We start from the raw sequence: 25,461 nt of genomic DNA, 5'->3' as shown, positions 1-25,461 counted from the left end.
GGAAGGCGACACCTGAAGGAAGCTCCATGAGCGAAAAGTTACAAAAAGTGCTGGCGCGAGCCGGTCATGGCTCCCGCCGTGAAATCGAAGCCATGATCGAAGCCGGTCGCGTCAGTGTCGATGGCAAAATCGCCACCTTAGGCGACCGCGTTGAAGTCACGCCTGCGCTGAAAATCCGTATCGACGGCCATCTCATCTCGGTAAAAGAGTCCGTAGAGCAGATCTGCCGCGTGCTGGCCTATTACAAACCGGAAGGCGAGCTGTGTACACGCAGCGATCCGGAAGGCCGTCCGACCGTCTTTGATCGCCTGCCGAAGCTGCGCGGCGCGCGCTGGATTGCGGTAGGGCGTCTTGACGTCAATACCTGCGGCCTGCTGCTGTTCACGACAGACGGTGAGCTGGCGAACCGCCTGATGCACCCGAGCCAGGAAGTTGAACGCGAATATGCTGTGCGCGTTTTCGGCCAGGTGGATGACGCGAAAGTACGTGAGCTGGCGCGCGGCGTTCAGCTTGAAGACGGCCCGGCGGCGTTTAAAACCATTCGTTTTAGCGGCGGTGAAGGCATCAACCAGTGGTACAACGTAACGCTGACGGAAGGGCGCAATCGTGAAGTTCGCCGTCTCTGGGAAGCGGTTGGCGTTCAGGTAAGCCGCCTCATTCGCGTGCGTTATGGCGATATTCCGCTGCCGAAAGGCCTGCCGCGCGGCGGCTGGACCGAGCTTGACCTGGCGCAGACCAACTACCTGCGCGAGCTGGTGGGTCTTGAGCCTGAAACCTCAAGCAAAGTGGCGGTGGAAAAAGATCGTCGCCGCATGAAGGCGAATCAGATTCGTCGTGCGGTAAAACGCCATAGCCAGACGGCGGGCGCTTCACGTCAGGGCGCGCCGGCGCGTCAGGGCCAGACGGGTGCTGCGCGCCCTGCAGGCAGCGCGCGTGCGGCGGAAAACACCCGCTCAGGCAACAGCACCTCGCGTGCCAGCGGTAATGCGCGTCCGGGCGGCAATGCACGCTCAGGCGGCGCTCGCGCCACCGGCAATGGCCGTCCAGCCAGCAGCGGTGGTCGTGCGAACAACGGCGGTAACCGTCGCTCCGGCGGCGGTCGCGGAAACTAAGAAAAACGCCCTCTGATGAGGGCGTTTTTTTATGGCTGCGAATCAGCGCGCGCGTTAATAATCGATACCGATCTGCGCTTTGATACCTGCGTCGAAAGCATGCTTGACCGGGCGCAGTTCGCTCACCGTATCGGCATACTCCAGAATATCGCGGTGGCAGCCCCGACCGGTAATAATCACCGTCTGGTGCGCCGGGCGCGCACGCAGTGCCGCCAGTACCTCCTCCAGGGCCAGATAATCGTAAGCCACCATATAAGTCAGCTCATCGAGCACCACGAGATCAAGCGAGGCGTCCGCCAGCATGCGTTTACCATGCTGCCACACGGTCTGGCAGGCCGCGGTATCGCTTTCACGGTTCTGCGTATCCCAGGTAAAACCTGTCGACATTACCTGAAACTCAACGCCATGCGGCTCCAGCAGGTTGCGCTCGCCGTTCGGCCACTCGCCTTTGATAAACTGTATCACCGCCGCTTTTTTACCGTGGCCCACCGCGCGCGTGACGGTGCCGAAGGCGGCTGTGGTCTTGCCTTTACCATTGCCGGTAAAAACGATCACGATGCCGCGCTCGTCCTGTGCTGCCGCGACGCGCGCCTCCACTTTTTCTTTCACACGCTGCTGGCGCTGCTGATAACGTTCATCGCTCATTCGGCTATTCCTGGTTTGCGGCCTGGCTGGGCGTCAAAACTAACACCGGTTTTACGGCGGCTGTCGTCGCCCATCAGCCACAGGTAAAGCGGCATGAGATCCGCAGGCGTTTTTAGCTTATCGGGATCTTCGGTCGGGAACGCGCTGGCGCGCATTTTGGTGCGGGTGCCGCCAGGATTGATGCAGTTCACGCGCAGGTGGCGGCTTTGATACTCTTCGGCGAGCACCTGCATCATGCCTTCGGTCGCGAATTTCGAGACGGCGTAAGCGCCCCAGTTGGCCCGGCCCTGACGGCCGACGCTTGAGGTGGTAAACACCAGCGATCCGGCTTCAGATTTCAGCAGCAGCGGCAATAACGCCTGGGTTAAAAAGAAGGTGACATTGACATTCACCTGCATCACTTCGCTCCAGACCGCCGGGTTTTGCTGGTCCATTGGAACGATGTCGCCGAGTACGCCCGCATTATGCAGTACGCCATCGAGGCGAGGGACGCGCTGGGCAATAGCCTGGGCTAACTGCTGACACGCTTCGGGCGTTGCGGTGGCGTAATCCAGGGTAAACCAGTGCGCCTGCGCAAGCTCTTCCTGTTCGATTTCATGTGCGACACCGCGCAGTTTTTCTTCGCTGCGGCCAAGCAAGAGCACCTGCGCGCCGTAGCGTGCATAGGTCAGCGCCGCTTCGCGGCCAATGCCGTCGCTGGCGCCAGTGACAAGAATAATTCGGTTTTGCAGCAAATCGCGTTGGGGTTGATAGTGCACGGGTCACTCCTTGCAGGGGCGAAACGGTGTGCCGCCAGGCTGCGCTTCGCATCGGGTAAAAACGCTTTATGCCTTAATCCTTCGCGTATTTCAATCAGGCGGCCGGAGGGTTGCGCTGACGCAACCTCATTTGCAACTGTTTCATCGGTAAAGAAAACTTCAGCGAGAGCTCTCGCACAGTTTCGCTTTGTTACAAGACGCGGGCCCGGGGCTCAGTTACACTAACGCCCGGGTCATGCCTGAATAAAAGGTGGAGAAGTGAATTTACTTGCAGAGTATGGACTGTTTTTAGCCAAAATCGTCACGGTAGTTGTGGCGATCGCGATTGTCATCGCACTTATCGCCAACCTGACGCAGCGCAAGAAAGCCCAGCGCGGTGAGCTGCGCGTCACGCGTCTCGGGGAAGAGTATAAAGAGATGAAGGAAGAAGTGGCCGCCGCGCTGCTCGATCCTCATCAGCACAAGCAGTGGCATAAGAATCAGAAAAAGAAAAACAAGCAGGAGGCGAAAGCCGCTAAAGTGCGCGCTAAACGTGGCGACGCGGCACCTGCCGGAAAGCCCACCCTCTACGTGCTTGATTTCAAAGGCAGCATCGATGCCCATGAAGTCAGCGCCCTACGCGAAGAGGTGACGGCGGTGCTGGCGGTCGCAAAACCCGCCGATGAAGTCCTGGTGCGTCTGGAAAGCCCCGGCGGCGTGGTGCATGGTTACGGGCTTGCCGCGTCGCAACTGCAGCGTCTGCGCGAGCGCCAGATCCCGCTGACCATCGCCGTGGATAAAGTCGCCGCCAGCGGCGGGTATATGATGGCCTGTGTGGCGAATAACATCGTGGCGGCCCCGTTCGCTATTATCGGTTCTATCGGCGTAGTCGCGCAGATCCCGAACTTCAACCGTCTGCTCAAGCGCAACGATATCGATATTGAGCTGCACACGGCGGGGCAGTACAAGCGCACGCTGACGCTGCTTGGTGAGAATACCGAAGAAGGGCGCGAGAAATTCCGCGAAGATCTCAACGAAACGCATCATCTCTTCAAAGAATTTGTGCACAGTATGCGTCCTTCGCTGGATATCGACGCGGTCGCAACCGGCGAGCACTGGTACGGCGTACAGGCCAAAGAGAAAGGTCTGGTGGATGAAATCAGCACCAGCGACGATCTCATTATTGCCCGCATGGCTGAGCGAGAGGTCGTCAGTCTGCGCTATATGCAGCGTAAACGGTTGATGGATCGCTTTACCGGCAGCGCGGCGCAAAGCCTGGATCGCCTGTTATTGCGCTGGTGGCAGCGCGGGCAGAAACCGCTGCTGTAAGGTAAATAAAAAGCGAGGCGTCAGGCCTCGCTTTTTTCTGGTAGCCAGTAATGTGTGTTCACGCTGTGGGAGTGCTCAGGGCAGCAGATGATATTTTTCGGAAAGCTGATGGGCCAGGTATTTAAACATATTAAATACCGCCGTGGTTTTTGCCGTCGGCAGCCCCTGTTCGTCCATAAAATATTCGCCGCGAAAGACGAGTACGCCATTTTTTTGCTCAACGTCGGTGGCCACCATGCCGGCAATATAGTCTTCATGCTCGCGGATCATTTTATTGGCCTGCGCCAGCAGCGTAGCGCGATCGATAGGCTGAGTTAACTCTTGCATAATCATCTCCTTACAAACAGGGGGATAGTGTACGTCTCACCGGGTGCGATGGGCAAATTTTCCCTGCGATTTACAGGGCTTTTCAAAAAGGTCCACTGGTGGCGTTAATCACTTTTGCATGCTAATAAAGTTGCGTAACGAATTTTATCAGGTAGAGTGTGACGCTTTCGCAAATCTGGCAACAGAATTGCTTGACATTCGACCGAACTTCCGTCGTGCTGTAGCGCATTTGCACGATAAAACCTGACGACTCAGCCACCGTAGTAGCGTGAACCACGCCTGGTGATGGATTAAGGGGTTGATAACCTTTGGGGCGGCCACAATATACGAGGCTTGTCGCCAGTGACGGTGAATCAACGTGCGACGTATTCTGGAAGAATCAAATCAGGTAAAGGTGAATATGGGTAAAGCTCTCGTCATCGTTGAGTCCCCGGCAAAAGCCAAAACGATCAACAAATATCTCGGTAAAGACTACGTGGTAAAATCCAGCGTCGGTCATATCCGGGATTTGCCGACCAGTGGCTCCGCCCCTAAAAAAAGCGCTGAATCCGCCCCGACGAAACCGGCTAAAAAAGTCAAAAAAGATGAACGCGGCGCGTTAGTCAACCGCATGGGCGTCGATCCCTGGCATAACTGGGAAGCACACTATGAAGTGCTGCCCGGTAAAGAAAAAGTGGTTTCTGAACTGAAATCGCTGGCTGAAAAAGCTGACCACATCTATCTCGCAACCGACCTTGACCGCGAAGGGGAAGCCATTGCCTGGCACCTGCGGGAAGTGATCGGTGGTGACGACACGCGCTATAGCCGCGTCGTGTTTAACGAAATTACCAAAAATGCGATTCGTCAGGCATTTGAAAAGCCGGGCGAGCTGAATATCGATCGCGTTAACGCCCAGCAGGCGCGCCGTTTCATGGACCGCGTGGTGGGGTATATGGTCTCCCCGCTGCTGTGGAAAAAAATCGCCCGCGGGCTGTCCGCCGGTCGCGTGCAGTCCGTCGCAGTACGTCTGGTGGTCGAACGCGAGCGTGAAATCAAAGCGTTTGTGCCGGAAGAGTTCTGGGAAGTGGACGCGCTGCTCTCAACGCCGAAGAGCGACCAGCTCAGCGTTCAGGTCACGCATCATAAAGATAAACCGTTCCGTCCGGTAAACCGTCAGGATACCGAAGCGGCGGTCGCGCTACTGAAAGCGGCAAGCTATCAGGTTATCGAGCGTGAAGATAAGCCGACCAGCAGCAAACCTGGCGCGCCTTTTATTACCTCCACGCTCCAGCAGGCGGCGAGTACGCGCCTGGGCTTTGGCGTGAAGAAAACCATGATGATGGCCCAGCGTCTCTACGAAGCGGGTTACATCACTTATATGCGTACTGACTCCACCAACCTGAGTCAGGACGCGGTCAGCATGGTGCGTAACTATATCGGCGAGGAGTTCGGCAAGAAATATCTGCCGGAGAACCCGAACCAGTACGCCAGCAAAGAGAACTCTCAGGAAGCGCATGAGGCAATTCGTCCTTCAGATGTCAGCGTGCTGGCGGAATCACTGAAGGACATGGAAAACGACGCGCAGAAACTGTATCAGCTGATCTGGCGTCAGTTTGTCGCCTGTCAGATGACGCCGGCGCAGTACGACTCCACGACGCTGACCGTCGCTGCGGGTGATTTCCGCCTGAAAGCGCGCGGTCGCATTCTGCGCTTTGACGGCTGGACCAAAGTGATGCCTGCGCTGCGCAAAGGCGACGAAGACCGCACGCTGCCTGCGGTTAACCAGGGCGATAAGCTTTCCCTGGTTGAGCTGACCCCTGCACAGCACTTCACCAAGCCGCCTGCGCGCTTTAGCGAGGCGTCACTGGTGAAAGAGCTGGAAAAACGCGGTATCGGCCGCCCGTCGACCTACGCGTCTATCATCTCGACCATTCAGGATCGCGGCTATGTGCGCGTTGAAAACCGTCGCTTCTATGCCGAAAAAATGGGTGAAATCGTCACCGATCGCCTGGAAGAGAACTTCCCTGAGCTGATGAACTTCGATTTCACCGCGCAGATGGAAGACTCTCTTGATCAGGTGGCCAACCATGAAGCCGAATGGCGCGCGGTGCTGGACACTTTCTTCGACGATTTTTCAAGACAGCTGGACACCGCGGAAAAAGATCCTGAAGAGGGCGGCATGCGCCCGAACCAGATGGTGCTTACCAGCATTGACTGCCCGACCTGTGGTCGCCCGATGGGCATCCGTACTGCCAGCACGGGCGTATTCCTGGGCTGCTCCGGCTACGCGCTGTCGCCGAAAGAGCGTTGCAAAACCACCATTAACCTGGTGCCGGAAAACGAAGTGCTGAACGTGCTGGAAGGCGATGACGCGGAAACCAACGCGCTGCGCGCCAAACGTCGCTGCCAGAAGTGCGGCACGGCGATGGACAGTTACCTTATCGATCCGAAGCGCAAACTGCACGTGTGCGGCAATAACCCGTCCTGTGATGGCTATGAAGTCGAAGAGGGCGAGTTCCGCATTAAGGGTTATGACGGTCCGGTGGTTGAGTGCGAGAAGTGCGGTTCTGAAATGCACCTGAAGATGGGGCGTTTTGGCAAGTACATGGCCTGCACCAACGACGAGTGTAAAAACACCCGTAAGATCCTGCGTAACGGTGAAGTCGCGCCGCCGAAGGAAGATCCGGTGCCGCTGCCTGAACTGCCGTGCGAGAAGTCAGACGCTTACTTCGTCCTGCGTGACGGTGCCGCTGGCGTGTTCCTTGCCGCGAATACGTTCCCGAAATCGCGCGAAACCCGCGCGCCGCTGGTGGAAGAGCTGCAACGCTTCCGTGACCGCCTGCCGGAAAAACTGCGTTATCTGGCGGATGCGCCTGCAAAGGATCCAGATGGCAATCCGGCCGTGGTTCGCTTCAGCCGTAAAACCAAACAGCAGTATGTGGCATCGGAAAAAGACGGTAAAGCCACTGGCTGGTCTGCATTTTACGTTGACGGTAAGTGGGCGGAAGGCAAAAAGTAAGCCTGCCGCGTGCAAAAACGAAGGCCAGCGCAAGCTGGCCTTTTGCGTTTATAACGACCTTATTATTTTTTTCACTGAACTATACACATAAGCTATAAAAGCCAGCGCGGTTATAGTATCTTCCTTTTTTATTATCAAATCGTCTTAAGCCTGATTGCAGGCGTCTCTGATTCTGGATGGTCAGTCATGAAACTACAGCAGTTGCGCTATATCGTTGAGGTGGTGAACCATAACCTGAATGTCTCATCCACAGCGGAAGGGCTTTATACGTCGCAGCCCGGCATCAGTAAGCAGGTGCGTATGCTGGAAGATGAACTCGGGATTCAGATTTTTGCCCGCAGTGGCAAACATCTGACGCAGGTGACGCCCGCCGGTCAGGAAATTATCCGTATCGCACGCGAAGTGCTCTCCAAAGTGGACGCCATCAAATCGGTGGCGGGCGAACATACATGGCCGGACAAAGGCTCACTGTATGTCGCTACCACGCATACTCAGGCGCGTTACGCGCTGCCGGGCGTGATTAAAGGCTTTATCGAGCGCTACCCGCGCGTTTCATTGCATATGCATCAGGGATCGCCCACACAAATTGCTGAAGCGGTCTCTAAAGGTAATGCCGATTTTGCGATTGCGACCGAAGCGCTGCATCTCTATGACGATCTGGTGATGCTGCCGTGCTACCACTGGAACCGGTCGATAGTCGTCACGCCGGATCACCCGCTGGCGTCGAAAGAGAGCGTGAATATTGAGGAGCTGGCGCAATATCCACTGGTCACTTACACCTTCGGCTTTACGGGACGCTCAGAACTCGACACCGCGTTTAATCGCGCCGGACTGACGCCGCGAATTGTTTTCACCGCGACTGACGCCGATGTGATTAAAACCTACGTAAGGCTGGGATTAGGAGTTGGCGTGATTGCCAGTATGGCCGTCGATCCGGTGTCCGATCCGGATCTGGTGCGTCTTGACGCGCACGATATTTTTAGCCACAGCACAACGAAAATCGGTTTTCGCCGCAGTACGTTCCTTCGCAGTTACATGTATGATTTTATTCAGCGTTTTGCGCCGCATTTAACTCGCGATGTCGTAGATGCCGCCGTTGCGTTGCGCTCAAATGAAGATATTGAAGCGATGTTTAAAGATATCAAATTACCTGCCAAATAATGCCAGCGCGTACCTTTTCACTGGTGCAAAGGTACGCGCGTTTTTCCCGCCTTTTATTCAAATTAAAAACATAATCATTCGTACTAAGTGAAATTATTATCGCGCATTCCCTTATTAAAGGTATGGGTAAGGTGTCGCCGCGTCACGACAAAAGTAGGAAATAATTCTTAGCTACGCAAATTCACAACTTCAATAATTTATTTCACGTCAAAAGATTGAATATTTTCTCTAAAAATGATCGTAAAGACGCTGGATTTTTGGCTGGTTTTTATTTAGGATTTATCTCAACTGATGATTACTTCTGCCAATTGTTTGGTGTCCATATGATAAGCAATGTCGATTGTACGAGGTTAGCAATGCCATCAGAAAGCGACGATTCGCAAAGAGATCCTGATCTTAAGCGTAAAGCGTGGCTGGCGGTGTTCGGCATCTCAACCCTGTTCTGGATTGGGATTGCGCTTCTGGTGTGGACATTTTGGGGTTAAGCATGGCTTTACAACAGCACGCTTTCACTCGTTCGCCAATATGTCAACCAGATGACAGGCACGAAAGCAGCCCAAAAGGGGGTTTTTCGACCCTCCCGACGGGCTGGAAGCTAACAAAAGAGCAACAAGATTTTATCGCTTTATTTTCGGAAGAAGATCACAAAAACAATAAACGCTAACTGGCGTAGATATTAAAAAACAAGAATTTAATTTAAGCTAAATTTATCTGTTCTCGTTGTTAACGCAGCGAGGAAAATTACACACAGCAATCCTTACATTTCTGGCAAGCGCCAGAGCGATCAATGGTTTTAATTATTGGTGTAACAGGTATGAATAATCAGCTCACGCTCAAATACTGGTCATGGATTGGCGCATTTACCGTTTCCTCCTTGTTCTGGTGTCAGCTTGTCTGGATGCTTGCTCACTGATTCCTCTGCGCCTGGCTCCCCGCCAGGCGTTTTGTTTCTCCCCCTGACGTCTCCTCACTTTTAGCGATTTGGGTTGTTATCAAATCGTTACGACATGTTTGTGTTATCTTTAATACAGACCCTGATAACAATCGGGGCATCGCTATCTCAGGACTGAAGGAGGAGCTATGTCGTCGACCCTACGCGAAGCCAGTAAGGACACATTACAGGCGCAGGATAAAACCTATCACTACTACAGCCTGCCGAAAGCCGCCCGGGAGCTGGGCGATATCGCGCGGTTACCCAAATCACTGAAAGTTTTGCTTGAGAACCTGCTGCGCTGGCAGGATGGCGAGACCGTTACGCTTGAAGATATTCAGGCGCTGGCGGGCTGGCTTGAACATGCGCATGCCGATCGCGAAATCGCGTATCGTCCGGCGCGTGTGCTGATGCAGGATTTCACCGGCGTTCCGGCGGTGGTGGATCTTGCGGCCATGCGCGAAGCGGTGAAACGTCTCGGTGGCGACGTTTCGAAAGTGAACCCGCTCTCACCGGTCGACCTGGTGATTGACCACTCTGTCACCGTGGACCATTTCGGCGACGATAACGCGTTTGAAGAGAACGTGCGTCTGGAGATGGAGCGCAACCATGAGCGTTATGCGTTCCTGCGCTGGGGCCAGCAGGCGTTCAGCCGGTTCAGCGTGGTGCCACCAGGCACCGGTATCTGCCACCAGGTTAACCTTGAGTATCTGGGTAAAGCCGTCTGGAGCGAACTCCAGGACGGTGTGATGGTGGCATACCCGGATACGCTTGTCGGTACAGACTCCCACACCACGATGATCAACGGTCTCGGCGTGCTCGGCTGGGGCGTTGGCGGTATCGAAGCGGAAGCGGCGATGCTTGGCCAGCCCGTGTCGATGCTGATCCCGGATGTCGTTGGTTTTCGTCTTACCGGCAAACTCAGTGAAGGCATTACCGCCACTGACCTGGTGCTGACCGTTACCCAGATGCTGCGCAAACATGGCGTGGTCGGGAAATTTGTCGAATTCTTCGGCGACGGCCTGGATTCGCTGCCGCTGGCAGACCGCGCGACCATCGCTAATATGGCGCCCGAATATGGCGCGACCTGCGGCTTTTTCCCGATTGATGACGTCACGCTTGGCTATTTACGCCTGAGCGGGCGCAGTGAAGAGCAAGTGGCGCTGGTGGAAGCCTATGCCAAAGCGCAAGGCCTGTGGCGCAACCCTGGTGACGAGCCGGTATTCACCAGCACGCTGGAGCTGGACATGGGTACGGTTGAAGCCAGTATCGCCGGACCGAAACGTCCTCAGGACCGCGTGAGCCTGGGCGACGTGCCGAAGGCGTTCGCCGCCAGCACAGAGCTTGAAGTGAACTCGCCGAAAAGGGATTTGCATTCGGTCGAATATACGCTGAACGGGCATCAGTATGAGCTGCCGGACGGCGCGGTGGTTATTGCCGCTATTACTTCCTGTACCAATACGTCCAACCCAAGCGTGCTGATGGCGGCGGGCCTGCTCGCCAAAAAAGCTGTCAAACTTGGGCTCAAACGTCAGCCGTGGGTAAAAGCGTCGCTGGCACCGGGCTCAAAGGTCGTTTCCGATTATCTGGCTCACGCGAAGCTAACGCCGTGGCTGGATGAACTGGGCTTTAACCTGGTCGGGTATGGCTGTACCACCTGTATCGGTAACTCCGGGCCGCTGCCGGAGCCTATCGAACAGGCGATCAAGAAAGGCGATCTGACCGTCGGCGCGGTGCTTTCGGGCAACCGTAACTTTGAAGGCCGTATTCATCCGCTGGTAAAAACCAACTGGCTGGCGTCGCCGCCGCTGGTGGTCGCGTATGCGCTGGCGGGGAATATGAACATCAACCTGGCAACCGATCCCATCGGCCATGACCGTAAAGGCGATCCGGTTTATCTCAAGGATATCTGGCCCACCGGGCAGGAGATTGCGCAGGCGGTGCAGGAAGTCTCCACCGATATGTTCCGTAAAGAGTACGCGGAAGTTTTCGAAGGAACCGAAGAATGGCGTTCAATTCAGGTTCAGGCGTCAGACACCTACGACTGGCAGAACGATTCCACCTATATCCGCCTGTCGCCGTTTTTCGATGAGATGCTCTCGGAGCCTGCGCCTGTACAGGATATCCACGGTGCGCGCATTCTCGCGATGCTGGGCGATTCCGTCACCACCGACCACATTTCGCCTGCGGGCAGCATCAAGGCGGACAGCCCCGCCGGGCGCTATCTGCAAAGCCACGGCGTGGAGCGCGCAGACTTTAACTCTTACGGCTCGCGTCGTGGTAACCATGAAGTGATGATGCGCGGCACGTTTGCCAATATTCGCATCCGTAACGAAATGGTACCGGGCGTGGAAGGGGGTATGACGCGTCTTATTCCGGGTAACGAGGTGATGTCGATTTATGACGCCGCCATGCGTTATCAGGAGCAGGGCACGCCGCTTGCGGTGATCGCCGGGAAAGAGTACGGCTCCGGCTCCAGCCGCGACTGGGCAGCCAAAGGCCCGCGTCTGCTCGGTATTCGCGTGGTGATTGCCGAGTCGTTCGAACGTATTCACCGCTCTAACCTTATCGGCATGGGTATCCTGCCGCTGGAGTTCCCGCAGGGTGTGACGCGTAAAACGCTGGGGCTGACAGGCGACGAGACGCTGGACATCGGCGATTTACAGTCGCTTACGCCAGGCGCTACGGTGCCGGTTACGCTCACGCGTGCCAATGGCGCAACCGAGGTGCTGGAATGCCGCTGCCGCATCGATACCGGTAATGAGATGACCTATTACCGTAACGACGGCATTCTGCACTACGTGATCCGTAATATGCTGCGCTAAGGCGCGGTATCCGGTGCAACAAAAAGGCCTGCGTTTGCAGGCCTTTTTTATCTCGCGCGCCGGTTAGTTACCGGAGAGCAGATGCCCCATTTTGGCGGCTTTGGTATCGAGATAGTGCTCGTTTTTCGGGTTACGTCCGACAATCAGCGGCACGCGCTCGACGATATTAATTCCCGCTTCGGTCAGGATCTCCACCTTGCGCGGGTTGTTAGTGAGCAGGCGCACTTCATCCACGCCCAGCAGCTTAAACATATCCGCACACAGGGTGAAATCGCGTTCGTCGGCGGCAAAGCCGAGCTGATGGTTCGCTTCGACGGTATCGTAGCCCTGATCCTGCAACGCATAGGCGCGGATTTTATTCAGCAGACCAATATTACGCCCCTCCTGGCGATGATAGAGGAGCACGCCGCGCCCGGCTTCCGCAATGTGCGACAGCGCCGCTTCCAGCTGGAAGCCGCAGTCGCAGCGCAGGCTAAACAGCGCGTCGCCGGTCAGGCATTCTGAGTGCACACGGGCCAGCACCGGCTCCGCGCCGGAAATGTCTCCAAATACCAGGGCTACGTGATCCTGTCCGGTTGCCAGTTCTTCAAAACCCACCATCAGGAAATCGCCCCAGGGGGTTGGCAGTTTGGCTTCTGCCACACGTTTAAGCTGCATGTGATTCTCCGGATATTATGAACGCCCGCAGGCGCCTGCCAGTCTGTTGGCTTTCTGTCGTTACCTTTATTTTGCCACATCCCGACAGGGTTCGCCTCACTCAGTCGTGCTCTCAATATCAATCGCATCAATAGTTAACTATCCTGCGTAGCGCGATTTTCGGTTATTCTTGAAGGACTTCATAAAAAAGGAGAGAACATGCTGGCCATTGCAAAACGTACCGCGGTTGGCGCCGCGCTGTTGCTCATTATGCCGCTGGCCGTCTGGATATCAGGCTGGCAGTGGCAGCCAGGCGGCGGTTCGCTGTGGCTTAAAATGCTGTTCTGGGTGACAGAAACGGTCACGCAGCCCTGGGGCATTCTGACTCACGTTTTGCTGTGCGGCTGGTTCTTATGGTGTCTGCGCTTCCGGTTGCGCCCGGCGCTAATGCTGTTTGCGATTCTGGGTATCGTCATTATGGCGGGGCAATGGTCTAAATCGCTGATTAAAGAAAGGGTTCAGGAACCGCGCCCGTTCGTCATCTGGCTTGAAAAAAACCGTAACATCCCGGTTGACGAGTTCTACAATTTAAAGCGCAAGGAAAGAGGGGCGCTGGTGAAAGCGCAGTTGCAAAACGAGACCGATATCCCGGTCTGGCTGCGTAAACACTGGCAAAAAGAGACCGGTTTCGCGTTTCCGTCCGGGCACACCATGTTTGCCGCAAGCTGGGCGATGCTGGGCTTTGGACTCCTCTGGCCCCGCAGGCGAACCATTACGCTTGTGGTGTTGACCGCCTGGGCTATCGCCGTGATGGGCAGCCGGATGCTGCTCGGTATGCACTGGCCACGCGATCTGGTGGTGGCAACACTGCTCTCCTGGCTGCTGGTGACTATCGCCGCCTGGCTTGCGCAGCGCCTCTGTGGCCCGCTCACGCCGCCGGTGGAAGAGAAAGTCGAAATCGCCCGGCGCGAGACAGAAGAGTGACGGCGGCTTGAGTTTCGCCGTTCCGCCCCTATTAATAAGGGATGTCCTGGCGCTTTATCATTTCACGCAAAGGGTGGAAATGATAACGTATAGCGCGTTGAGCCGAGGCCGGGACATTGGTCGCACAAAACACATACGGGATGTCATGTGAAATATCTGATTATTTTTTTAGTGGTATTAGCGATTTTCGTCGTTTCCGTCACGCTGGGTGCGCAAAACGATCAACAGGTCACCTTTAACTTCCTGCTCGCGCAGGGCGATTATCGTATCTCTACGCTACTGGCGACCTTATTCGGCGCGGGTTTTATCATCGGCTGGATCATCTGTGGATTGTTCTGGTTACGCGTTCGTCTGCAACTGGCGCGCGCCGAACGTAAAATTAAACGCCTTGAGCAGCAGATCGCGCCCGCAGAGCCGGTTCCGGCAAATGCCACTGCGCCTGCTGTTAAGGATTAACCCTCTATGCTGGAGTTGTTGTTTCTGCTGTTGCCTGTCGCCGCTGCGTATGGCTGGTATATGGGCCGCAGAAGTGCGCAACAGGATAAAGAGCAGGAAGCGAATCGCCTGTCACGTGATTACGTCGCAGGGGTAAACTTTCTGCTGTCCAATCAGCAGGATAAGGCGGTGGATCTGTTCCTTGAAATGCTCAAGGAAGATACCGGCACCGTTGAAGCCCACCTGACGCTCGGTAATCTTTTCCGCTCGCGCGGCGAGGTCGACCGGGCTATCCGTATTCACCAGTCGCTGATGGAAAGCGCGTCGCTCACCTACGATCAGCGGCTGCTCGCCGTACAGCAACTGGGCCGCGACTATATGGCCGCAGGCCTCTATGACCGCGCCGAAGGCATGTTTAATCAGCTGGTGGATGAAACCGATTTCCGCGTCGGTGCGCTCCAGCAATTGCTGCAAATCTATCAGGCCACCAGCGACTGGCAGAAAGCCATCGATGCCGCTGAACGGCTGGTTAAGCTTGGCAAAGAGCACCAGCGCGTCGAAATCGCCCATTTTTACTGCGAGCTGGCGCTCCAGGCGATGAGCAATGAAGATATGGATCGCGCCATGTCGCTCCTGAAAAAGGGCGCCGCGGCGGATCGTAACAGCGCGCGAGTCTCGATTATGATGGGCCGCATTTTTATGGCGCGCGGCGATTACGCCCACGCCGTGGAAATGCTGGAGAAGGTCATCAGTCAGGATCGCGAGCTGGTGAGCGAAACGCTGGAGATGCTCCAGGTGTGCTATCAGCAGCTTGGTAAACCTGACGAGTGGGCAGAATTCCTCAGACGCTGTGTTGAAGAAAACACCGGCGCGGAAGCGGAGCTGATGCTCGCGCAGGTGCTGGAGCAGCGCGAAGGCGCAGACAGCGCGCAGATCTATATTACGCGCCAGCTGCAACGCCACCCGACGATGCGCGTGTTCCATCGTCTGATGGATTACCACCTGCATGAGGCGGAAGAAGGGCGCGCGAAAGAGAGCCTGATGGTGCTGCGCGATATGGTGGGTGAGCAGGTACGCACCAAGCCGCGCTACCGCTGTCAGAAGTGCGGCTTTACCGCGTTCACGCTCTACTGGCATTGCCCGTCGTGTCGTGCGTGGTCCACCATCAAGCCTATCCGTGGCCTCGACGGCCAGTAAATCATTGTTATCGCTGCCGCACAGTTTGTCGCGGCTTTATTTTGCATGCTTTTTAGTTACAACATACTTATAGTGTTTGTTTTTGTGCGGCGACCTCAGCGCAATAGCAACAAACAAGAGGTCAGGCAGGGCGATCTTGCCTGTAAATTTTCACGGACGGCGGGTAGAATGCTTGCCGTTTATCAATCCCGCGCCACGCCGGTGCGCCTGTCAGAAGGTCTGGTCATGACATCAATTGCCTCATCCTCTCATTCTGTAACCCATTCTCCTGTCGTTGTTGCGCTTGATTACGACAATCGCGACAGCGCGCTGGCTTTTGTGGACGGCATCGATCCGCGCGACTGCCGCCTGAAAGTCGGCAAAGAGATGTTCACGCTGTTTGGACCGCAACTGGTGCGTGATTTGATTACGCGCGGTTTTGACGTCTTTCTGGATCTTAAATTTCACGATATTCCGAACACCACCGCGCGTGCCGTTGCTGCCGCGGCGGAGCTTGGCGTCTGGATGGTGAACGTTCACGCGGGTGGCGGTGCGCGCATGATGACGGCGGCGAAAGAGGCGCTCGCGCCCTTTGGCAAGGACGCGCCGTTACTGATTGCGGTGACGGTTCTGACCAGTATGGAAGCCGAGGATCTGCAAGGGCTTGGTATTACTCTCAGCCCGGCAGAGCAGGCGGAACGTCTTGCGCGTCTGACTCAGCAGTGTGGTCTGGATGGCGTGGTCTGTTCTGCGCAGGAGGCGGTGCGTTTTAAAGCGGCGTTCGGGCGCGAATTTAAACTGGTCACGCCCGGCATTCGTCCGGCGGGGAGCGAGGCTGGCGATCAGCGCCGTATTATGACGCCTGCTGAAGCGCAACAGGCAGGCGTGGACTATATGGTCATCGGACGGCCCATCACCCGCGCGGCTAACCCGGCGCAGGCGCTGCGCGATATTCTGGCGTCTCTGAAGCAGGAGGGATAATGAGCGATAATAACAGCCGCCTGGTCTATTCCACGGAAACCGGGCGCATTGACGAACCCAAAGCGGCACCCGCGCGCCCGAAAGGTGACGGCGTGGTGCGTATTCAGCGTCAGACCAGCGGTCGAAAAGGAAAAGGCGTATGCCTTATCACGGGTATTGATGCTGACGATGCGACCTTAAATAGTCTCGCGGCCGAACTGAAGAGAAAATGCGGCTGCGGCGGCGCTGTCAAAGATGGCGTGATTGAAATTCAGGGCGATAAAAGGGAATTAATTAAAAGCCTGCTTGAGGCAAAAGGAATGAAAGTCAAACTGGCGGGCGGTTAATTGTTAGCCACGGCGAAAGCGCCGTGGCTATTTTGTTATGTTTACTGCGGTATAGCCAGACCTGTAATTATTCGGTGATGCGAGTAATACGTCAAAGCGTTATGCTTTTGCGGGCCGCAGATTAATGAACCTGATGACCGATAATACCGCCTACCGCTGCGCCGCCGAGGGTGCCGAGCGCGCTGCCGTTGGTCAGCACGGAGCCGCCGATTGCACCTGCACCCGCGCCGATAGCGGTGTTGCGGTCACGTTTAGACCAGTTTGAGCATCCGCTCAGAGAGGCTACCAGAGTTACGGCCAGCACTGCCGCGGCTACTTTTTTGTAATTTAATGACATAATACTTTCTCCTGAATAATTGATTCACGGAAAGGCTGCTCACTTTAAGTATAGTGGCTAAATCACAGCTTAAAGCGCCAGTCCGTGAAACGGTGCAGCGATACGGAATAAAGAATCACGCAGGTGACAATCAACACTCAGTAATATCGCTGAGATTAATTTTAATTTCTTAAGCGAATTCAGACAGGTAAAAAGTCTTAATTGATGCTGAGAATAGTCTCAAGCGAGGCGCGCCAGACACGGCGCGCCAGAAGAATTCAGGCAGGAAAGGGCGAAATGATATCCAGCGTCAGCCCGGAGGCGCTGAGCGCGTCGCGACTGGCCTCGTTCAGGCCATCATCGGTAATAACGCGATTGAAGCGAGAAACCGGGCCAAGCGTATAGGGATGCACCGCGCCGAATTTACTGCTGTCGGTGAGGATAATCGCCTCGCTGCCTTTTTCCAGCACCGCATTGACCACGTCGGCGCGCATCATGTCGCGGCCCGTAAAGCCGGTTTCTGGCGACCAGCCGTCAATCCCGATAAAGGCTTTGCTGAAGTGCACCTGTGAGATGTACTGGCGCGTCAACGGGCCCACCATGGTTTCGCTTTTTTTCTGGTAGATGCCGCCGAGCAGGATAATTTCGCATGAGGTTTCTTTCAGCAGGTGCGCGATAAAACTGCTCACGGTGATAAGCGTAATCTTCTTTTGTTCAGCCAGCGCTCGCGCCAGCAGGGCGTTGGTACTGCCGTTTTCGATAAACACCGTTTCGCCATCATTCACCAGCGAGCACGCGAAATCCGCGAGCCTGCGCTTGAGCGCGAAATTGTTCATCATGCGGGTTTCTACGTCGTCGCTGTCGAGCGGTACAGCAAACCCGTGAGTGCGGCGCAGATAGCACTGCTTTTCAAGAAGGTTCAGATCCTGACGAATGGTAACTTCTGAAACGCCGGTGATTTTTGCCAGTTCCGCCACGCTCATGCGGCCTCGGTCTATCACCATCTGTAAAATGATTTGTTGTCGGGAGTTCATATCTGCATCGTTATGCGCGGTGGCGTGACGCCACCGCGGATTCATTTAAAGCGTATGTTCGGTACGGGCGATAATATCATCCTGCGCATCAGGGGATAAGGCCGTAAAGAACGCGGAGTAACCCGCCACGCGCACGACCAGATCGCGGTACTTGTCCGGATGTGCTTTGGCGTCCAGCAGGGTTTCACGCGAGACAATGTTGTACTGAACGTGCCATCCCTTATGCACTTCAAAGAAAGTGCGCAGCATCTGCATCAGTTTTTGGCGATCGCGTAAGTTATCCAGTGTGGACGGGTTAAGCTTCTGATTCAACAGCACGCCGCCAAGTATTTTCGCCACCGGCAATTTCCCGACCGAGTTAATCACCGCGGTTGGCCCCAGACGGTCCGTGCCTGACGCCGGGCTTGCGCCTTCAGCGAGCGGCGTTCTGGCTTTGCGCCCGTCCGGCGTTGCCATCGTCGCCGCGCCAAAAGGCACGTTCGCGGAGATAGACGACGTACCCGCGTAGTAGGTGCCGCCGATGGGGCCGCGCCCGAAGCGGGTGTTGTGATAGTGCTTCAGCTCGTCGATGTATGTCTGGTACGCGCGCGCCAGCAGTAAATCGACATCGTCGTCGTCATTGCCATATTTCGGCGCACTGTTTATCAGGCGCTGGCGCAGTTGCTCGCCGGTCAGTCCTTCAAAATCGTTATTCAGCGCCTGCGCCAGCTGCGGCTGCGTCACCACGCCCTGTTCAAACACCAGTCTGCGCACGGCTGCCAGACTGTTGCCGAGGTTGGCGATCCCCACCTGCAACCCCGATACCCAGTCATATTTCGCGCCGCCCTGCTTAATGCTCTTGCCGCGCTCAATGCAGTCATCGACCAGCGCCGAGCAGAGAATATCGTGCGCGTTCTCTTCAAGAACGGTGTCCACCACGCACTCGATTTCAATCGATTTGCGGGTGTAGTAGCGGATCTGGTTATCCCAGGCGTCCATCACTTCACTGAAATGGCTGAAATTACCGGCGGAAAGCGCTTTTTCCTGCGGCAGGAAAACTTTACCGGTCGTCGCGTCGCGACCGCCTTCCAGCGCCGCCAGCATCACGCGGGCGAAGTTAATAAAGCTCATGCCGGTGCAGCGATAACCCCATTTGCCGCCAACCGCCGTTTCAATGCAGCCGATGGCCGCGTAGTCATAGGCGTCTTCGCGGCTGACGCCAAGCTTAATAAATTCGTCGATAACGATTTCATCATTATTAAACGCGGGCATCCCGAAGCCGCAGCGGATCACCTGGACGCAGGCGTCGAGGAATTCGTTACTCATCCCGGCGTGGTAGCGCACGCTGAGGTTTGGCTGGGTGGAGCGCAGGCGACCGCACGATTCCAGCACAGCCCACGAGAGCGGGTTGACCGCATCCACCGGCTCGCCGTTAAGCAGGCGTTGCCCGCCAATCGTCACGTTCTGGTACAGCGGGCTGCCCGCCGAGGCTTTCGAGTGTGAGCCGGAGCGGATTTTGTTGACCTCCAGCAGCTTCAGCCAGCAGCTCTGCAACAGCTCAATGGCGCGCTCGCGCTCCAGGGTTTGTTCAAGTTCCACATCGCGGCGATACCAGGGATAGAGATATTGATCGAGACGACCAAACGACACGGAATGCCCGTTGGACTCAATCTGTAATACCAGCTGCACGAAATAGCAGAGCTGTAACGCCTGCCAGAAAGACGCAGGCGGCTGGTGTGCGATATGCTCGCAATTCGCCGCGATAGCGAGCAACTCATCACGACGCGCCGGACGGCTCTCCTCTTGCGCCATTTGCGAGGCCAGCGCCGCGTAACGCAGGATATGCTCGCTGAGCGCGCTAAAAGTAATATCGATCGCTTTCAGGAACTGTTCTTTGTGCAGATCGCCCTGATCGGTCAGCAGCAGGCGTGCGCGGCGCTCCGCCACTTTGGCGCGCAGGCCGTCGAGACCCTTTTCCAGCAGCAGCGGGAAATTCACCGCCAGTTGCGCGTCGCCGGAAGTCATATTGCCTTCCGCTTTGATAATGCCCGATGCCAGCAGTTCTTTTTGCTCATCGGTAAACATGCCGTAGCAGCGATCCTGCACCGTCTGGCCGCGCCACCATGGGCAGATTTCATGCATCACGGCTTTATCCTGCGGGCTGACGGAGAACCCGGCGCCGGGGCGGTCGGCGAGATCGTCTATCTCTTTCTCAATCCAGCTGACAGTATATTCCGGAAAGAAGGGGGCGGCGCGCACCTGGCTTGCCTGATTGCCGACAATCAGCTCGTCATGCTTGATCCAGAGGGTGCGGTTCGCCAGGTGGTACGCCAGCGCGAGCGCGCGGCGTACCGGCAGCGGTTTATCCTGATGCTGCTGGTACATGGCGGTATAGTGCTGCGCGCGCTCGGTACAAACCGGTGGACGCACGATCTGCACCAGCGCCGCTTTGTGGGCTTTGATGCGCTCGGGAAGAAAATCGAGATTGAGCTCAGTCATGATGGTTATCCTCTTATCCATGCGGTGAGTCCTTTCTGGCGGGCGTAATCTTCGGCAAATGCCAGCAGCGCCGGTTCGTCGAGCGGCGTGGCGGGTGCCAGATAGGGCCAGTCCAGCAGGCGGTACTTGTTGATGCCAAGGGTGTGGTAGGGCAAAAAATGAATGTCGCGGGCGCCGGTTTCATCGGCCGCGAAATCCGTGATGGCGCGAATGGAAGCTTCATCGGCGTTAAAACCGGGGATCAGCGGCACGCGAATGGTCATTTTCACGCCCGCCGCGGCCAGCCGCCGGAAATTATCCAGCACCCGTTCGGCGCTGCCGTCTGTCCAGGCGTGAAAGCGCTTCGGGTCGACATGCTTTAGGTCAGCCAAAAGAAGATCAAGAAACGGCAGCGACGGGGCGATATGTTTCCACGGCACATGCAGACAGGATTCCACCGCCGTATGGATACCCGCTTCACGACTGCGCTGTAACAGCGCTTTCGCCATCTCCGGCTGCATGAAGGGCTCGCCGCCGGAAAGCGTGATGCCGCCGCCGCTGCGGGCGTAGAAGGGACGATCGCGCAGCACAGTGTCCATGATTGCCTCAACGCTTCGGGATTCGCCACAGACGCTCAGCGCCTGCGTGGGGCAGCAGTCGGTCAGCGCATCGAGCGCGGCGTCATCAAGGGCTTCCCGGTTGATGACCAGCGCGTCACCCCGGCGGCTAATCGCCTGCGGGCATGCCGCTTTACAAAGCTCGCAGCCTTGCAGGCACAGCCGTTCATCAAACAGCACATCACGCTGGCGGCGACGGCTTTCGGGGTTCTGGCACCAGCGGCAGCCGAGCGAACAGCCCTTGAGGAAAACTACTGTCCGTATACCTGGCCCGTCATGAGTGGAATAGCGTTGCAGATTAAAAATCATCGTCGTCATGCCTGTTAAATTTCATTAGAAAATAATGTTACTTTCGAATGAAAGTTTTATTGACGACGATCAGCTTTATCTGCACCGGCTGATTTAAGATGGCGGCAATGTTAACTTGCTCAAAACAGGAGTCGTTATGGAACTCTATCTCGACACGGCGGATGTCGCGGCCGTCAAACGTCTGGCGAATATTCTGCCGCTACAGGGCGTCACCACGAACCCTTCCATTGTGGCGCGCGCGGGTGTCAAACTCTGGGATCTGCTCCCCGCATTGCAGGAGGCGCTGAACGGCGAGGGCAAACTTTTTGCGCAGGTCGTGGCGTCAGACACGGCGCAAATGGTTCGAGAGGCGGAACAGCTGGCGCAGCGCGTACCGGGTCTGGTAGTGAAAATTCCGGTCACGCAGGCGGGGCTTGCGGCAATGAAAATTCTTAAACCGTCCGGCATTCCACTGCTCGGCACCGCGGTTTATGGCGCGCTGCAAGGCTTAATGGCGGCGCTGGCGGGTGCGGAATATGTCGCGCCTTATGTCAATCGTCTGGATGCGCAGGGCGGTGACGGCGTGGCGACGGTCAGTGAATTGCAGGAGCTGCTGACGCTGCATGCGCCGCAATCAAAAGTGCTGGCGGCGAGTTTTCGCACGCCGCAGCAGGCGCTTGGCTGTCTGCTCGCCGGGTGTCAGTCCATTACGCTGCCGCTGGATGTCGCGGAGCAGTTACTGAATACGCCTGCCGTCGCGGCGGCGGTTGATGGCTTCGGGCGCGAATGGCAGCAGGCGTTCGGCACGCTCAGTTTGTAAGCTCGTTAAGGCGTCAGATTTCCCAGGGCGCCTTCTGTTTTTTCTCTCCCGGTTCATCATTCTGCTGGCTCTGCGCCAGCAGTTCCGCCTTCAGGATTTCCAGGTTATGAATGGCGGAGTGGTAATCGCCCGCCACCAGAATATCCAGAACGGTATCGATACGATCAGCCAGCTGCTGCGGATTTACTGTCGGCATAATGCTTCCTTTTTACGGTCAGAACCGTTTCATGATGCAGAAAAGCGGCGTCAAAGAGAAGCCGTTCGCCCTCTTAATACACTACCAGAATCAATCATTTCGCTTTAACAGATAAATAATGGTTATAAAACAAGCCGGCTTCCCGTGCAAAGCGACGCTGTGAATTAGTCTGATCCTGCGCATAACGCGTTAACTTACATGAGGAAAGACTATGTCAGTATTCAACCAATCGACCTGCAAACTCTTTACCGATACAGCGCGTTTTACTCAACTTTCCGGCTTTTACGAGGAAGAACGCCGCATTATCTGGATGATGTTGCGGGCACAGCCGCGTCCTTGTTTTAACCACGCTCTTATCGAAGAGATAATGAATCTCAGCTATCTGGTGCAGGAGGCCAGACTGGAGGTGGATTTCTGGGTGACCGGATCGCTGGTCCCCGGCATGTATAACACCGGCGGCGATTTGCAGTTTTTTGTGGACTGCATCCGCAACGGCAGGCGAGAAGCGCTGCGTGCCTATGCGCGCGCCTGCGTGGACTGCGTACACGCCGCCTCGCGCGGTTTTGATTGCGGCGCCATCAGCCTTGCGATGGTGGAAGGCAGCGCGCTCGGCGGCGGTTTCGAGGCGGCGCTGGCGCACCATTTCGTGCTGGCCCAGCGCGATGTCCGCATGGGGTTCCCGGAGATTGCCTTTAATCTCTTCCCCGGGATGGGGGGGTATTCCCTGGTGACACGCCGCGCCGGGATGCGGCTTGCCGAGGAGCTTATCTGGCAGGGCGAATCACATACCGCCGAGTGGTATCAGCCGCAGGGGCTGGTGGATCTGCTCTTTGAACCAGGGCAGGGATTTGTGGCGACACGTACCTTCATCGATACGCTTAAACCGCGCCTGAATGGGGTGAGGGCGATGCTTCGCGCGCGGCAGCGCGTGCTGCGCCTCTCGCGCAATGAACTGATGGAAATTACCGAAGACTGGGTGGATGCGGCGTTCAGTCTTGAGCCTAAAGACGTCAGCTACATGGAGCGCCTGATCCAGCTACAAAACCGTCACACCGCCGCAGCCCTGCGTAAGGCAGGCTAACGGCCATTCCTCAGACGCCGTTTACGGCGTCTGTTTCCCGGCATGATAGCGCTGATACCAGTGTTCAAGCTCGGTTGCCGTCATCGGACGGGCGAACAGAAATCCCTGACGTTGATCGACACCGTTTTGCATGAGAAACGCATCTTCTTCTTCACTTTCCACGCCTTCGGCGATCACCTGCAAATCCAGCGCTTTTGCCACTGCGACGATGGCGTGAACCAGCGATTGCGACACGGGCTGCTTATGGACATCGCGCACAAAGCTTTGATCGAGCTTAATGGCATCCAGCGGAAATCGCGCCAGCTGCGATAGGGACGAATAGCCGGTGCCGAAATCATCCAGATGTACCTGCGCCCCCAGCGCGCTAAATTCATTAATCACCGACAGCGCCAGCTCGGCGTTTTCAATCAGGCAGCTTTCGGTGATCTCGACATCAATGGGACTTTGGGTGAAGTGCATGTCAGTCAGCGCCTGACGCAGATCGCTTATCAGCGTCTGGTCGGCGAGCTGGCGCGCTGACACGTTCACCGCAACCCGCAGCTCAATGCCCGCATCGCGCCACTTCGCCACCTGGCGTACCACATCGAGCATCACCCAGCGCCCGAGCGGTACGATAAGCCCGGACTCTTCGGCGTAGGAGATAAAATCGAGTGGCGAAATCAGCCCGCGCTCCGGCGACTGCCAGCGCACCAGCGCTTCCAGACTGTGAACGTCGCCGTTGGCCAACATTTTCGGCTGGTAGTGAATAACCAGCTGATTTTTTTCAAGCGCCTTACGCAGGTTGGTGTCGAGCCAGAGATATTCGAACACCCGCTGGTTCATCTCCGGGCAAAAGACGCAGAATTTACCGCGCCCGTTCTCTTTGGCGGTGTACATCGCCGTATCGGCGTTGCGGATAACGCTCTCGCGGTCTTCGCCATGTTGAGGCGCGAGCGCAATGCCGAGCGAGCAACCGGTATAGACTTCAATCAGCCCGATACGAAACGGGTGCTTCAGCCGGGAGATGATTCGTGAGGACATCGCCTCCAGCGCCGCCTGCGAGGTATCGGTCGCCATCACGAGAAACTCGTCGCCACCGAGCCGCGCCAGCACCTGATCTTTTTCAAGACAGCTTAAAATCGCGAGCGACACCGCCTGAAGGAGCTGATCGCCGAACATATGACCGTAGGCGTCGTTCACTTTCTTGAAATTGTCGAGATCGAGATAGACCACGCCCACCTGTGTATCGCCGCGTTTAGCGATGGCGTCGCTTATCATCTCAAGAATAGCGTTGCGGTTGGGCAGGCCGGTAATGGCGTCGGTATTGGCCAGGACGCGCAGGCGCTCCTGTGCGCGGCGCTCTTCGGTAATATCGGTGCCGGAGCAGATCAGGAAAATTTCGTTTCGCCCGCTGCCGCTGTGGACAAATTTATTGCGAAAGAGAAACAGCCGCTGGCCTTTGCGGGTTTTGATCCAGCGCTCGACTTCATACGAGCTGCCGTTGCGAAAAAAACCGGTGATATTGCGCCGCGAGGCGGACGCTTCAGCGGGCGTCATAAAGAGCTTAAAGACATTCTGCCCGATCACTTCCTGTTCTTTCAGGCCTGTATATTCTTCGCTCAGCCGGTTGAAACGCTGAATGTTGCCGTGGCGATCGAGAATAACGATGACCGAATTGGCTTCAGAAACCACCTGTTCGGCGAAGGAAAGCCCTTGTACCAGATCGCGGGCCACCGATGTTGTGTCGTGCCACGCCGACGCCGTACCCGCCCATTCTTTACGCGACACTTTGCGGCCCACCAGATGCACCGGCACCGGCTCGCCAAACAGCGACAACGAGAGCGTGACGCTTGAGGTGATCACACTCATGGCGCGGATTTGCGCGGCCTGATCCGGCGTCAGCGGCACCACGTGGCTGGTGACGGCCTCTTCGCTGGCGGCGAGCTGTAGCGCGTTGCTGTCCAGCGGCAGCCGCCAGAAAGGACTGGCGGCACCGCAGTAGCGGTACAGCAGATTATTCTCCAGGTCGTCTTTCATGCATTCTCCCGAACCCACACCATGCGCTACGCA

The 25,461-nt window shown here is 56.4% G+C and carries 23 protein-coding genes and 1 pseudogene; 14 read left to right on the top strand and 10 right to left on the bottom strand.

Annotation, left to right across the window (positions count from 1 at the left end; translation table 11 throughout):
• Positions 1–26: 26 nt before the first annotated feature.
• Positions 27–881: pseudogene (gene rluB, locus G9X48_RS06375) on the top strand (23S rRNA pseudouridine(2605) synthase RluB); the annotation flags it as partial.
• 285 nt (positions 882–1,166) lie between these two features.
• Here rluB and cobO read toward each other — a convergent pair.
• Both cobO and G9X48_RS06365 read right to left on the bottom strand, forming a co-directional pair.
• Entirely contained in the window at positions 1,167–1,757 is a 591-nt protein-coding gene (cobO, locus tag G9X48_RS06370; protein WP_097565679.1) for a cob(I)yrinic acid a,c-diamide adenosyltransferase, read from the bottom strand.
• Positions 1,754–2,515, bottom strand: coding sequence for a YciK family oxidoreductase (locus tag G9X48_RS06365; protein ID WP_097641287.1), 762 nt, complete (start codon positions 2,513–2,515; stop codon positions 1,754–1,756). Before G9X48_RS06365 ends, cobO begins: the two co-directional genes overlap by 4 nt.
• Before the next feature lie 258 nt (positions 2,516–2,773).
• Here G9X48_RS06365 and sohB point away from each other — a divergent pair, with 258 nt between their 5' ends.
• Complete coding sequence (sohB, locus tag G9X48_RS06360; RefSeq protein ID WP_085662394.1) at positions 2,774–3,823, top strand: protease SohB; 1,050 nt, start codon at positions 2,774–2,776, stop codon at positions 3,821–3,823.
• 75 nt (positions 3,824–3,898) lie between these two features.
• Here the strand turns inward: sohB and G9X48_RS06355 are convergent, their stop codons facing one another.
• Positions 3,899–4,150, bottom strand: a complete 252-nt coding sequence (locus G9X48_RS06355) for a YciN family protein (protein WP_007868251.1) — start codon at positions 4,148–4,150, stop codon at positions 3,899–3,901.
• 400 nt (positions 4,151–4,550) lie between these two features.
• Between G9X48_RS06355 and topA the strand changes: the two genes are divergently transcribed.
• From topA to acnA, 5 genes are all read left to right on the top strand, one after another.
• Positions 4,551–7,148 (top strand): type I DNA topoisomerase, encoded by a 2,598-nt coding sequence (gene topA, locus G9X48_RS06350; protein ID WP_097641288.1) that lies wholly within the window; start codon positions 4,551–4,553, stop codon positions 7,146–7,148.
• A gap of 186 nt (positions 7,149–7,334) precedes the next feature.
• Entirely contained in the window at positions 7,335–8,309 is a 975-nt protein-coding gene (cysB, locus tag G9X48_RS06345) for an HTH-type transcriptional regulator CysB (RefSeq protein ID WP_004387670.1), read from the top strand.
• Between the two features lie 356 nt (positions 8,310–8,665).
• Entirely contained in the window at positions 8,666–8,794 is a 129-nt protein-coding gene (locus tag G9X48_RS06340; protein WP_007775505.1) for a YmiA family putative membrane protein, read from the top strand.
• 329 nt (positions 8,795–9,123) lie between these two features.
• On the top strand, positions 9,124–9,222 hold the full coding sequence (gene ymiC, locus G9X48_RS21425) for a small membrane protein YmiC (protein WP_225318182.1): 99 nt from the start codon (positions 9,124–9,126) through the stop codon (positions 9,220–9,222).
• A 167-nt stretch (positions 9,223–9,389) separates the two neighbouring features.
• Positions 9,390–12,065, top strand: a complete 2,676-nt coding sequence (gene acnA, locus G9X48_RS06335; protein WP_087599705.1) for an aconitate hydratase AcnA — start codon at positions 9,390–9,392, stop codon at positions 12,063–12,065.
• Positions 12,066–12,128: 63 nt separating this feature from the next.
• On the opposite strand, the gene ribA is transcribed toward acnA, so the two are convergent.
• Positions 12,129–12,722 (bottom strand): GTP cyclohydrolase II, encoded by a 594-nt coding sequence (gene ribA, locus G9X48_RS06330; RefSeq protein WP_023898609.1) that lies wholly within the window; start codon positions 12,720–12,722, stop codon positions 12,129–12,131.
• A gap of 198 nt (positions 12,723–12,920) precedes the next feature.
• On the opposite strand from ribA, the gene pgpB reads away from it, so the two are divergent.
• From pgpB to yciH, 5 genes are all read left to right on the top strand, one after another.
• The gene (gene pgpB / locus G9X48_RS06325; protein ID WP_004387673.1) at positions 12,921–13,685 is read left to right on the top strand and encodes a phosphatidylglycerophosphatase B; all 765 of its coding nucleotides are present in this window, start codon (positions 12,921–12,923) and stop codon (positions 13,683–13,685) included.
• 147 nt (positions 13,686–13,832) lie between these two features.
• Complete coding sequence (locus G9X48_RS06320) at positions 13,833–14,141, top strand: LapA family protein (RefSeq protein WP_004387674.1); 309 nt, start codon at positions 13,833–13,835, stop codon at positions 14,139–14,141.
• A 6-nt stretch (positions 14,142–14,147) separates the two neighbouring features.
• Positions 14,148–15,317 (top strand): lipopolysaccharide assembly protein LapB, encoded by a 1,170-nt coding sequence (gene lapB / locus G9X48_RS06315; protein WP_004387675.1) that lies wholly within the window; start codon positions 14,148–14,150, stop codon positions 15,315–15,317.
• A 225-nt stretch (positions 15,318–15,542) separates the two neighbouring features.
• Entirely contained in the window at positions 15,543–16,277 is a 735-nt protein-coding gene (pyrF, locus tag G9X48_RS06310; protein ID WP_104675753.1) for an orotidine-5'-phosphate decarboxylase, read from the top strand.
• The gene (gene yciH / locus G9X48_RS06305; protein ID WP_032989413.1) at positions 16,277–16,603 is read left to right on the top strand and encodes a stress response translation initiation inhibitor YciH; all 327 of its coding nucleotides are present in this window, start codon (positions 16,277–16,279) and stop codon (positions 16,601–16,603) included. Before pyrF ends, yciH begins: the two co-directional genes overlap by 1 nt.
• 121 nt (positions 16,604–16,724) lie before the next feature.
• On the opposite strand, the gene osmB is transcribed toward yciH, so the two are convergent.
• From osmB to G9X48_RS06285, 4 genes are all read right to left on the bottom strand, one after another.
• Positions 16,725–16,940: an osmotically-inducible lipoprotein OsmB gene (osmB, locus tag G9X48_RS06300; protein ID WP_004386703.1), complete on the bottom strand. Its 216-nt coding sequence runs from the start codon at positions 16,938–16,940 to the stop codon at positions 16,725–16,727.
• A gap of 257 nt (positions 16,941–17,197) precedes the next feature.
• Positions 17,198–17,953, bottom strand: coding sequence for a DNA-binding transcriptional regulator YciT (locus G9X48_RS06295; protein WP_097641310.1), 756 nt, complete (start codon positions 17,951–17,953; stop codon positions 17,198–17,200).
• A gap of 45 nt (positions 17,954–17,998) precedes the next feature.
• Positions 17,999–20,431 (bottom strand): formate C-acetyltransferase/glycerol dehydratase family glycyl radical enzyme, encoded by a 2,433-nt coding sequence (locus tag G9X48_RS06290; RefSeq protein ID WP_105629570.1) that lies wholly within the window; start codon positions 20,429–20,431, stop codon positions 17,999–18,001.
• Positions 20,432–20,436: 5 nt separating this feature from the next.
• Positions 20,437–21,336 (bottom strand): glycyl-radical enzyme activating protein, encoded by a 900-nt coding sequence (locus G9X48_RS06285; RefSeq protein ID WP_085046008.1) that lies wholly within the window; start codon positions 21,334–21,336, stop codon positions 20,437–20,439.
• Between the two features lie 136 nt (positions 21,337–21,472).
• On the opposite strand from G9X48_RS06285, the gene fsa reads away from it, so the two are divergent.
• Positions 21,473–22,135 (top strand): fructose-6-phosphate aldolase, encoded by a 663-nt coding sequence (fsa, locus tag G9X48_RS06280; RefSeq protein WP_007901598.1) that lies wholly within the window; start codon positions 21,473–21,475, stop codon positions 22,133–22,135.
• Between the two features lie 13 nt (positions 22,136–22,148).
• Here fsa and G9X48_RS06275 read toward each other — a convergent pair whose 3' ends face one another.
• On the bottom strand, positions 22,149–22,331 hold the full coding sequence (locus G9X48_RS06275) for a hypothetical protein (RefSeq protein ID WP_004386706.1): 183 nt from the start codon (positions 22,329–22,331) through the stop codon (positions 22,149–22,151).
• A 211-nt stretch (positions 22,332–22,542) separates the two neighbouring features.
• On the opposite strand from G9X48_RS06275, the gene G9X48_RS06270 reads away from it, so the two are divergent.
• A complete protein-coding gene (locus G9X48_RS06270; RefSeq protein ID WP_004386707.1) occupies positions 22,543–23,412 on the top strand; it encodes a crotonase/enoyl-CoA hydratase family protein in 870 nt (289 codons plus the stop codon).
• Positions 23,413–23,433: 21 nt separating this feature from the next.
• Here G9X48_RS06270 and pdeR read toward each other — a convergent pair whose 3' ends face one another.
• The gene (pdeR, locus tag G9X48_RS06265) at positions 23,434–25,428 is read right to left on the bottom strand and encodes a cyclic di-GMP phosphodiesterase (RefSeq protein ID WP_097641307.1); all 1,995 of its coding nucleotides are present in this window, start codon (positions 25,426–25,428) and stop codon (positions 23,434–23,436) included.
• Positions 25,429–25,461: the final 33 nt, after the last annotated feature.

It is taken from the genome of Cronobacter sp. HA18006 (assembly GCF_011605445.1).
GTDB classification, from domain to species: Bacteria; Pseudomonadota; Gammaproteobacteria; order Enterobacterales; family Enterobacteriaceae; genus Cronobacter; species Cronobacter sakazakii.
The sequence above is the reverse complement of the archived record's forward strand: the minus strand, read 5'-3'. Positions and strand labels throughout refer to the sequence as shown.

Coding starts and splice junctions, on each gene's coding strand:
- cobO (WP_097565679.1), bottom strand. CDS start 1,757: ATGAGCGATGAACGTTATCAGCAGCGCCAGCAGCGTGTGAAAGAAAAA.
- G9X48_RS06355 (WP_007868251.1), bottom strand. CDS start 4,150: ATGCAAGAGTTAACTCAGCCTATCGATCGCGCTACGCTGCTGGCGCAG.
- topA (WP_097641288.1), top strand. CDS start 4,551: ATGGGTAAAGCTCTCGTCATCGTTGAGTCCCCGGCAAAAGCCAAAACG.
- cysB (WP_004387670.1), top strand. CDS start 7,335: ATGAAACTACAGCAGTTGCGCTATATCGTTGAGGTGGTGAACCATAAC.
- G9X48_RS06340 (WP_007775505.1), top strand. CDS start 8,666: ATGCCATCAGAAAGCGACGATTCGCAAAGAGATCCTGATCTTAAGCGT.
- ymiC (WP_225318182.1), top strand. CDS start 9,124: ATGAATAATCAGCTCACGCTCAAATACTGGTCATGGATTGGCGCATTT.
- acnA (WP_087599705.1), top strand. CDS start 9,390: ATGTCGTCGACCCTACGCGAAGCCAGTAAGGACACATTACAGGCGCAG.
- ribA (WP_023898609.1), bottom strand. CDS start 12,722: ATGCAGCTTAAACGTGTGGCAGAAGCCAAACTGCCAACCCCCTGGGGC.
- pgpB (WP_004387673.1), top strand. CDS start 12,921: ATGCTGGCCATTGCAAAACGTACCGCGGTTGGCGCCGCGCTGTTGCTC.
- lapB (WP_004387675.1), top strand. CDS start 14,148: ATGCTGGAGTTGTTGTTTCTGCTGTTGCCTGTCGCCGCTGCGTATGGC.
- pyrF (WP_104675753.1), top strand. CDS start 15,543: ATGACATCAATTGCCTCATCCTCTCATTCTGTAACCCATTCTCCTGTC.
- yciH (WP_032989413.1), top strand. CDS start 16,277: ATGAGCGATAATAACAGCCGCCTGGTCTATTCCACGGAAACCGGGCGC.
- osmB (WP_004386703.1), bottom strand. CDS start 16,940: ATGTCATTAAATTACAAAAAAGTAGCCGCGGCAGTGCTGGCCGTAACT.
- G9X48_RS06295 (WP_097641310.1), bottom strand. CDS start 17,953: ATGAACTCCCGACAACAAATCATTTTACAGATGGTGATAGACCGAGGC.
- G9X48_RS06290 (WP_105629570.1), bottom strand. CDS start 20,431: ATGACTGAGCTCAATCTCGATTTTCTTCCCGAGCGCATCAAAGCCCAC.
- G9X48_RS06285 (WP_085046008.1), bottom strand. CDS start 21,336: ATGATTTTTAATCTGCAACGCTATTCCACTCATGACGGGCCAGGTATA.
- fsa (WP_007901598.1), top strand. CDS start 21,473: ATGGAACTCTATCTCGACACGGCGGATGTCGCGGCCGTCAAACGTCTG.
- G9X48_RS06275 (WP_004386706.1), bottom strand. CDS start 22,331: ATGCCGACAGTAAATCCGCAGCAGCTGGCTGATCGTATCGATACCGTT.
- G9X48_RS06270 (WP_004386707.1), top strand. CDS start 22,543: ATGTCAGTATTCAACCAATCGACCTGCAAACTCTTTACCGATACAGCG.
- pdeR (WP_097641307.1), bottom strand. CDS start 25,428: ATGAAAGACGACCTGGAGAATAATCTGCTGTACCGCTACTGCGGTGCC.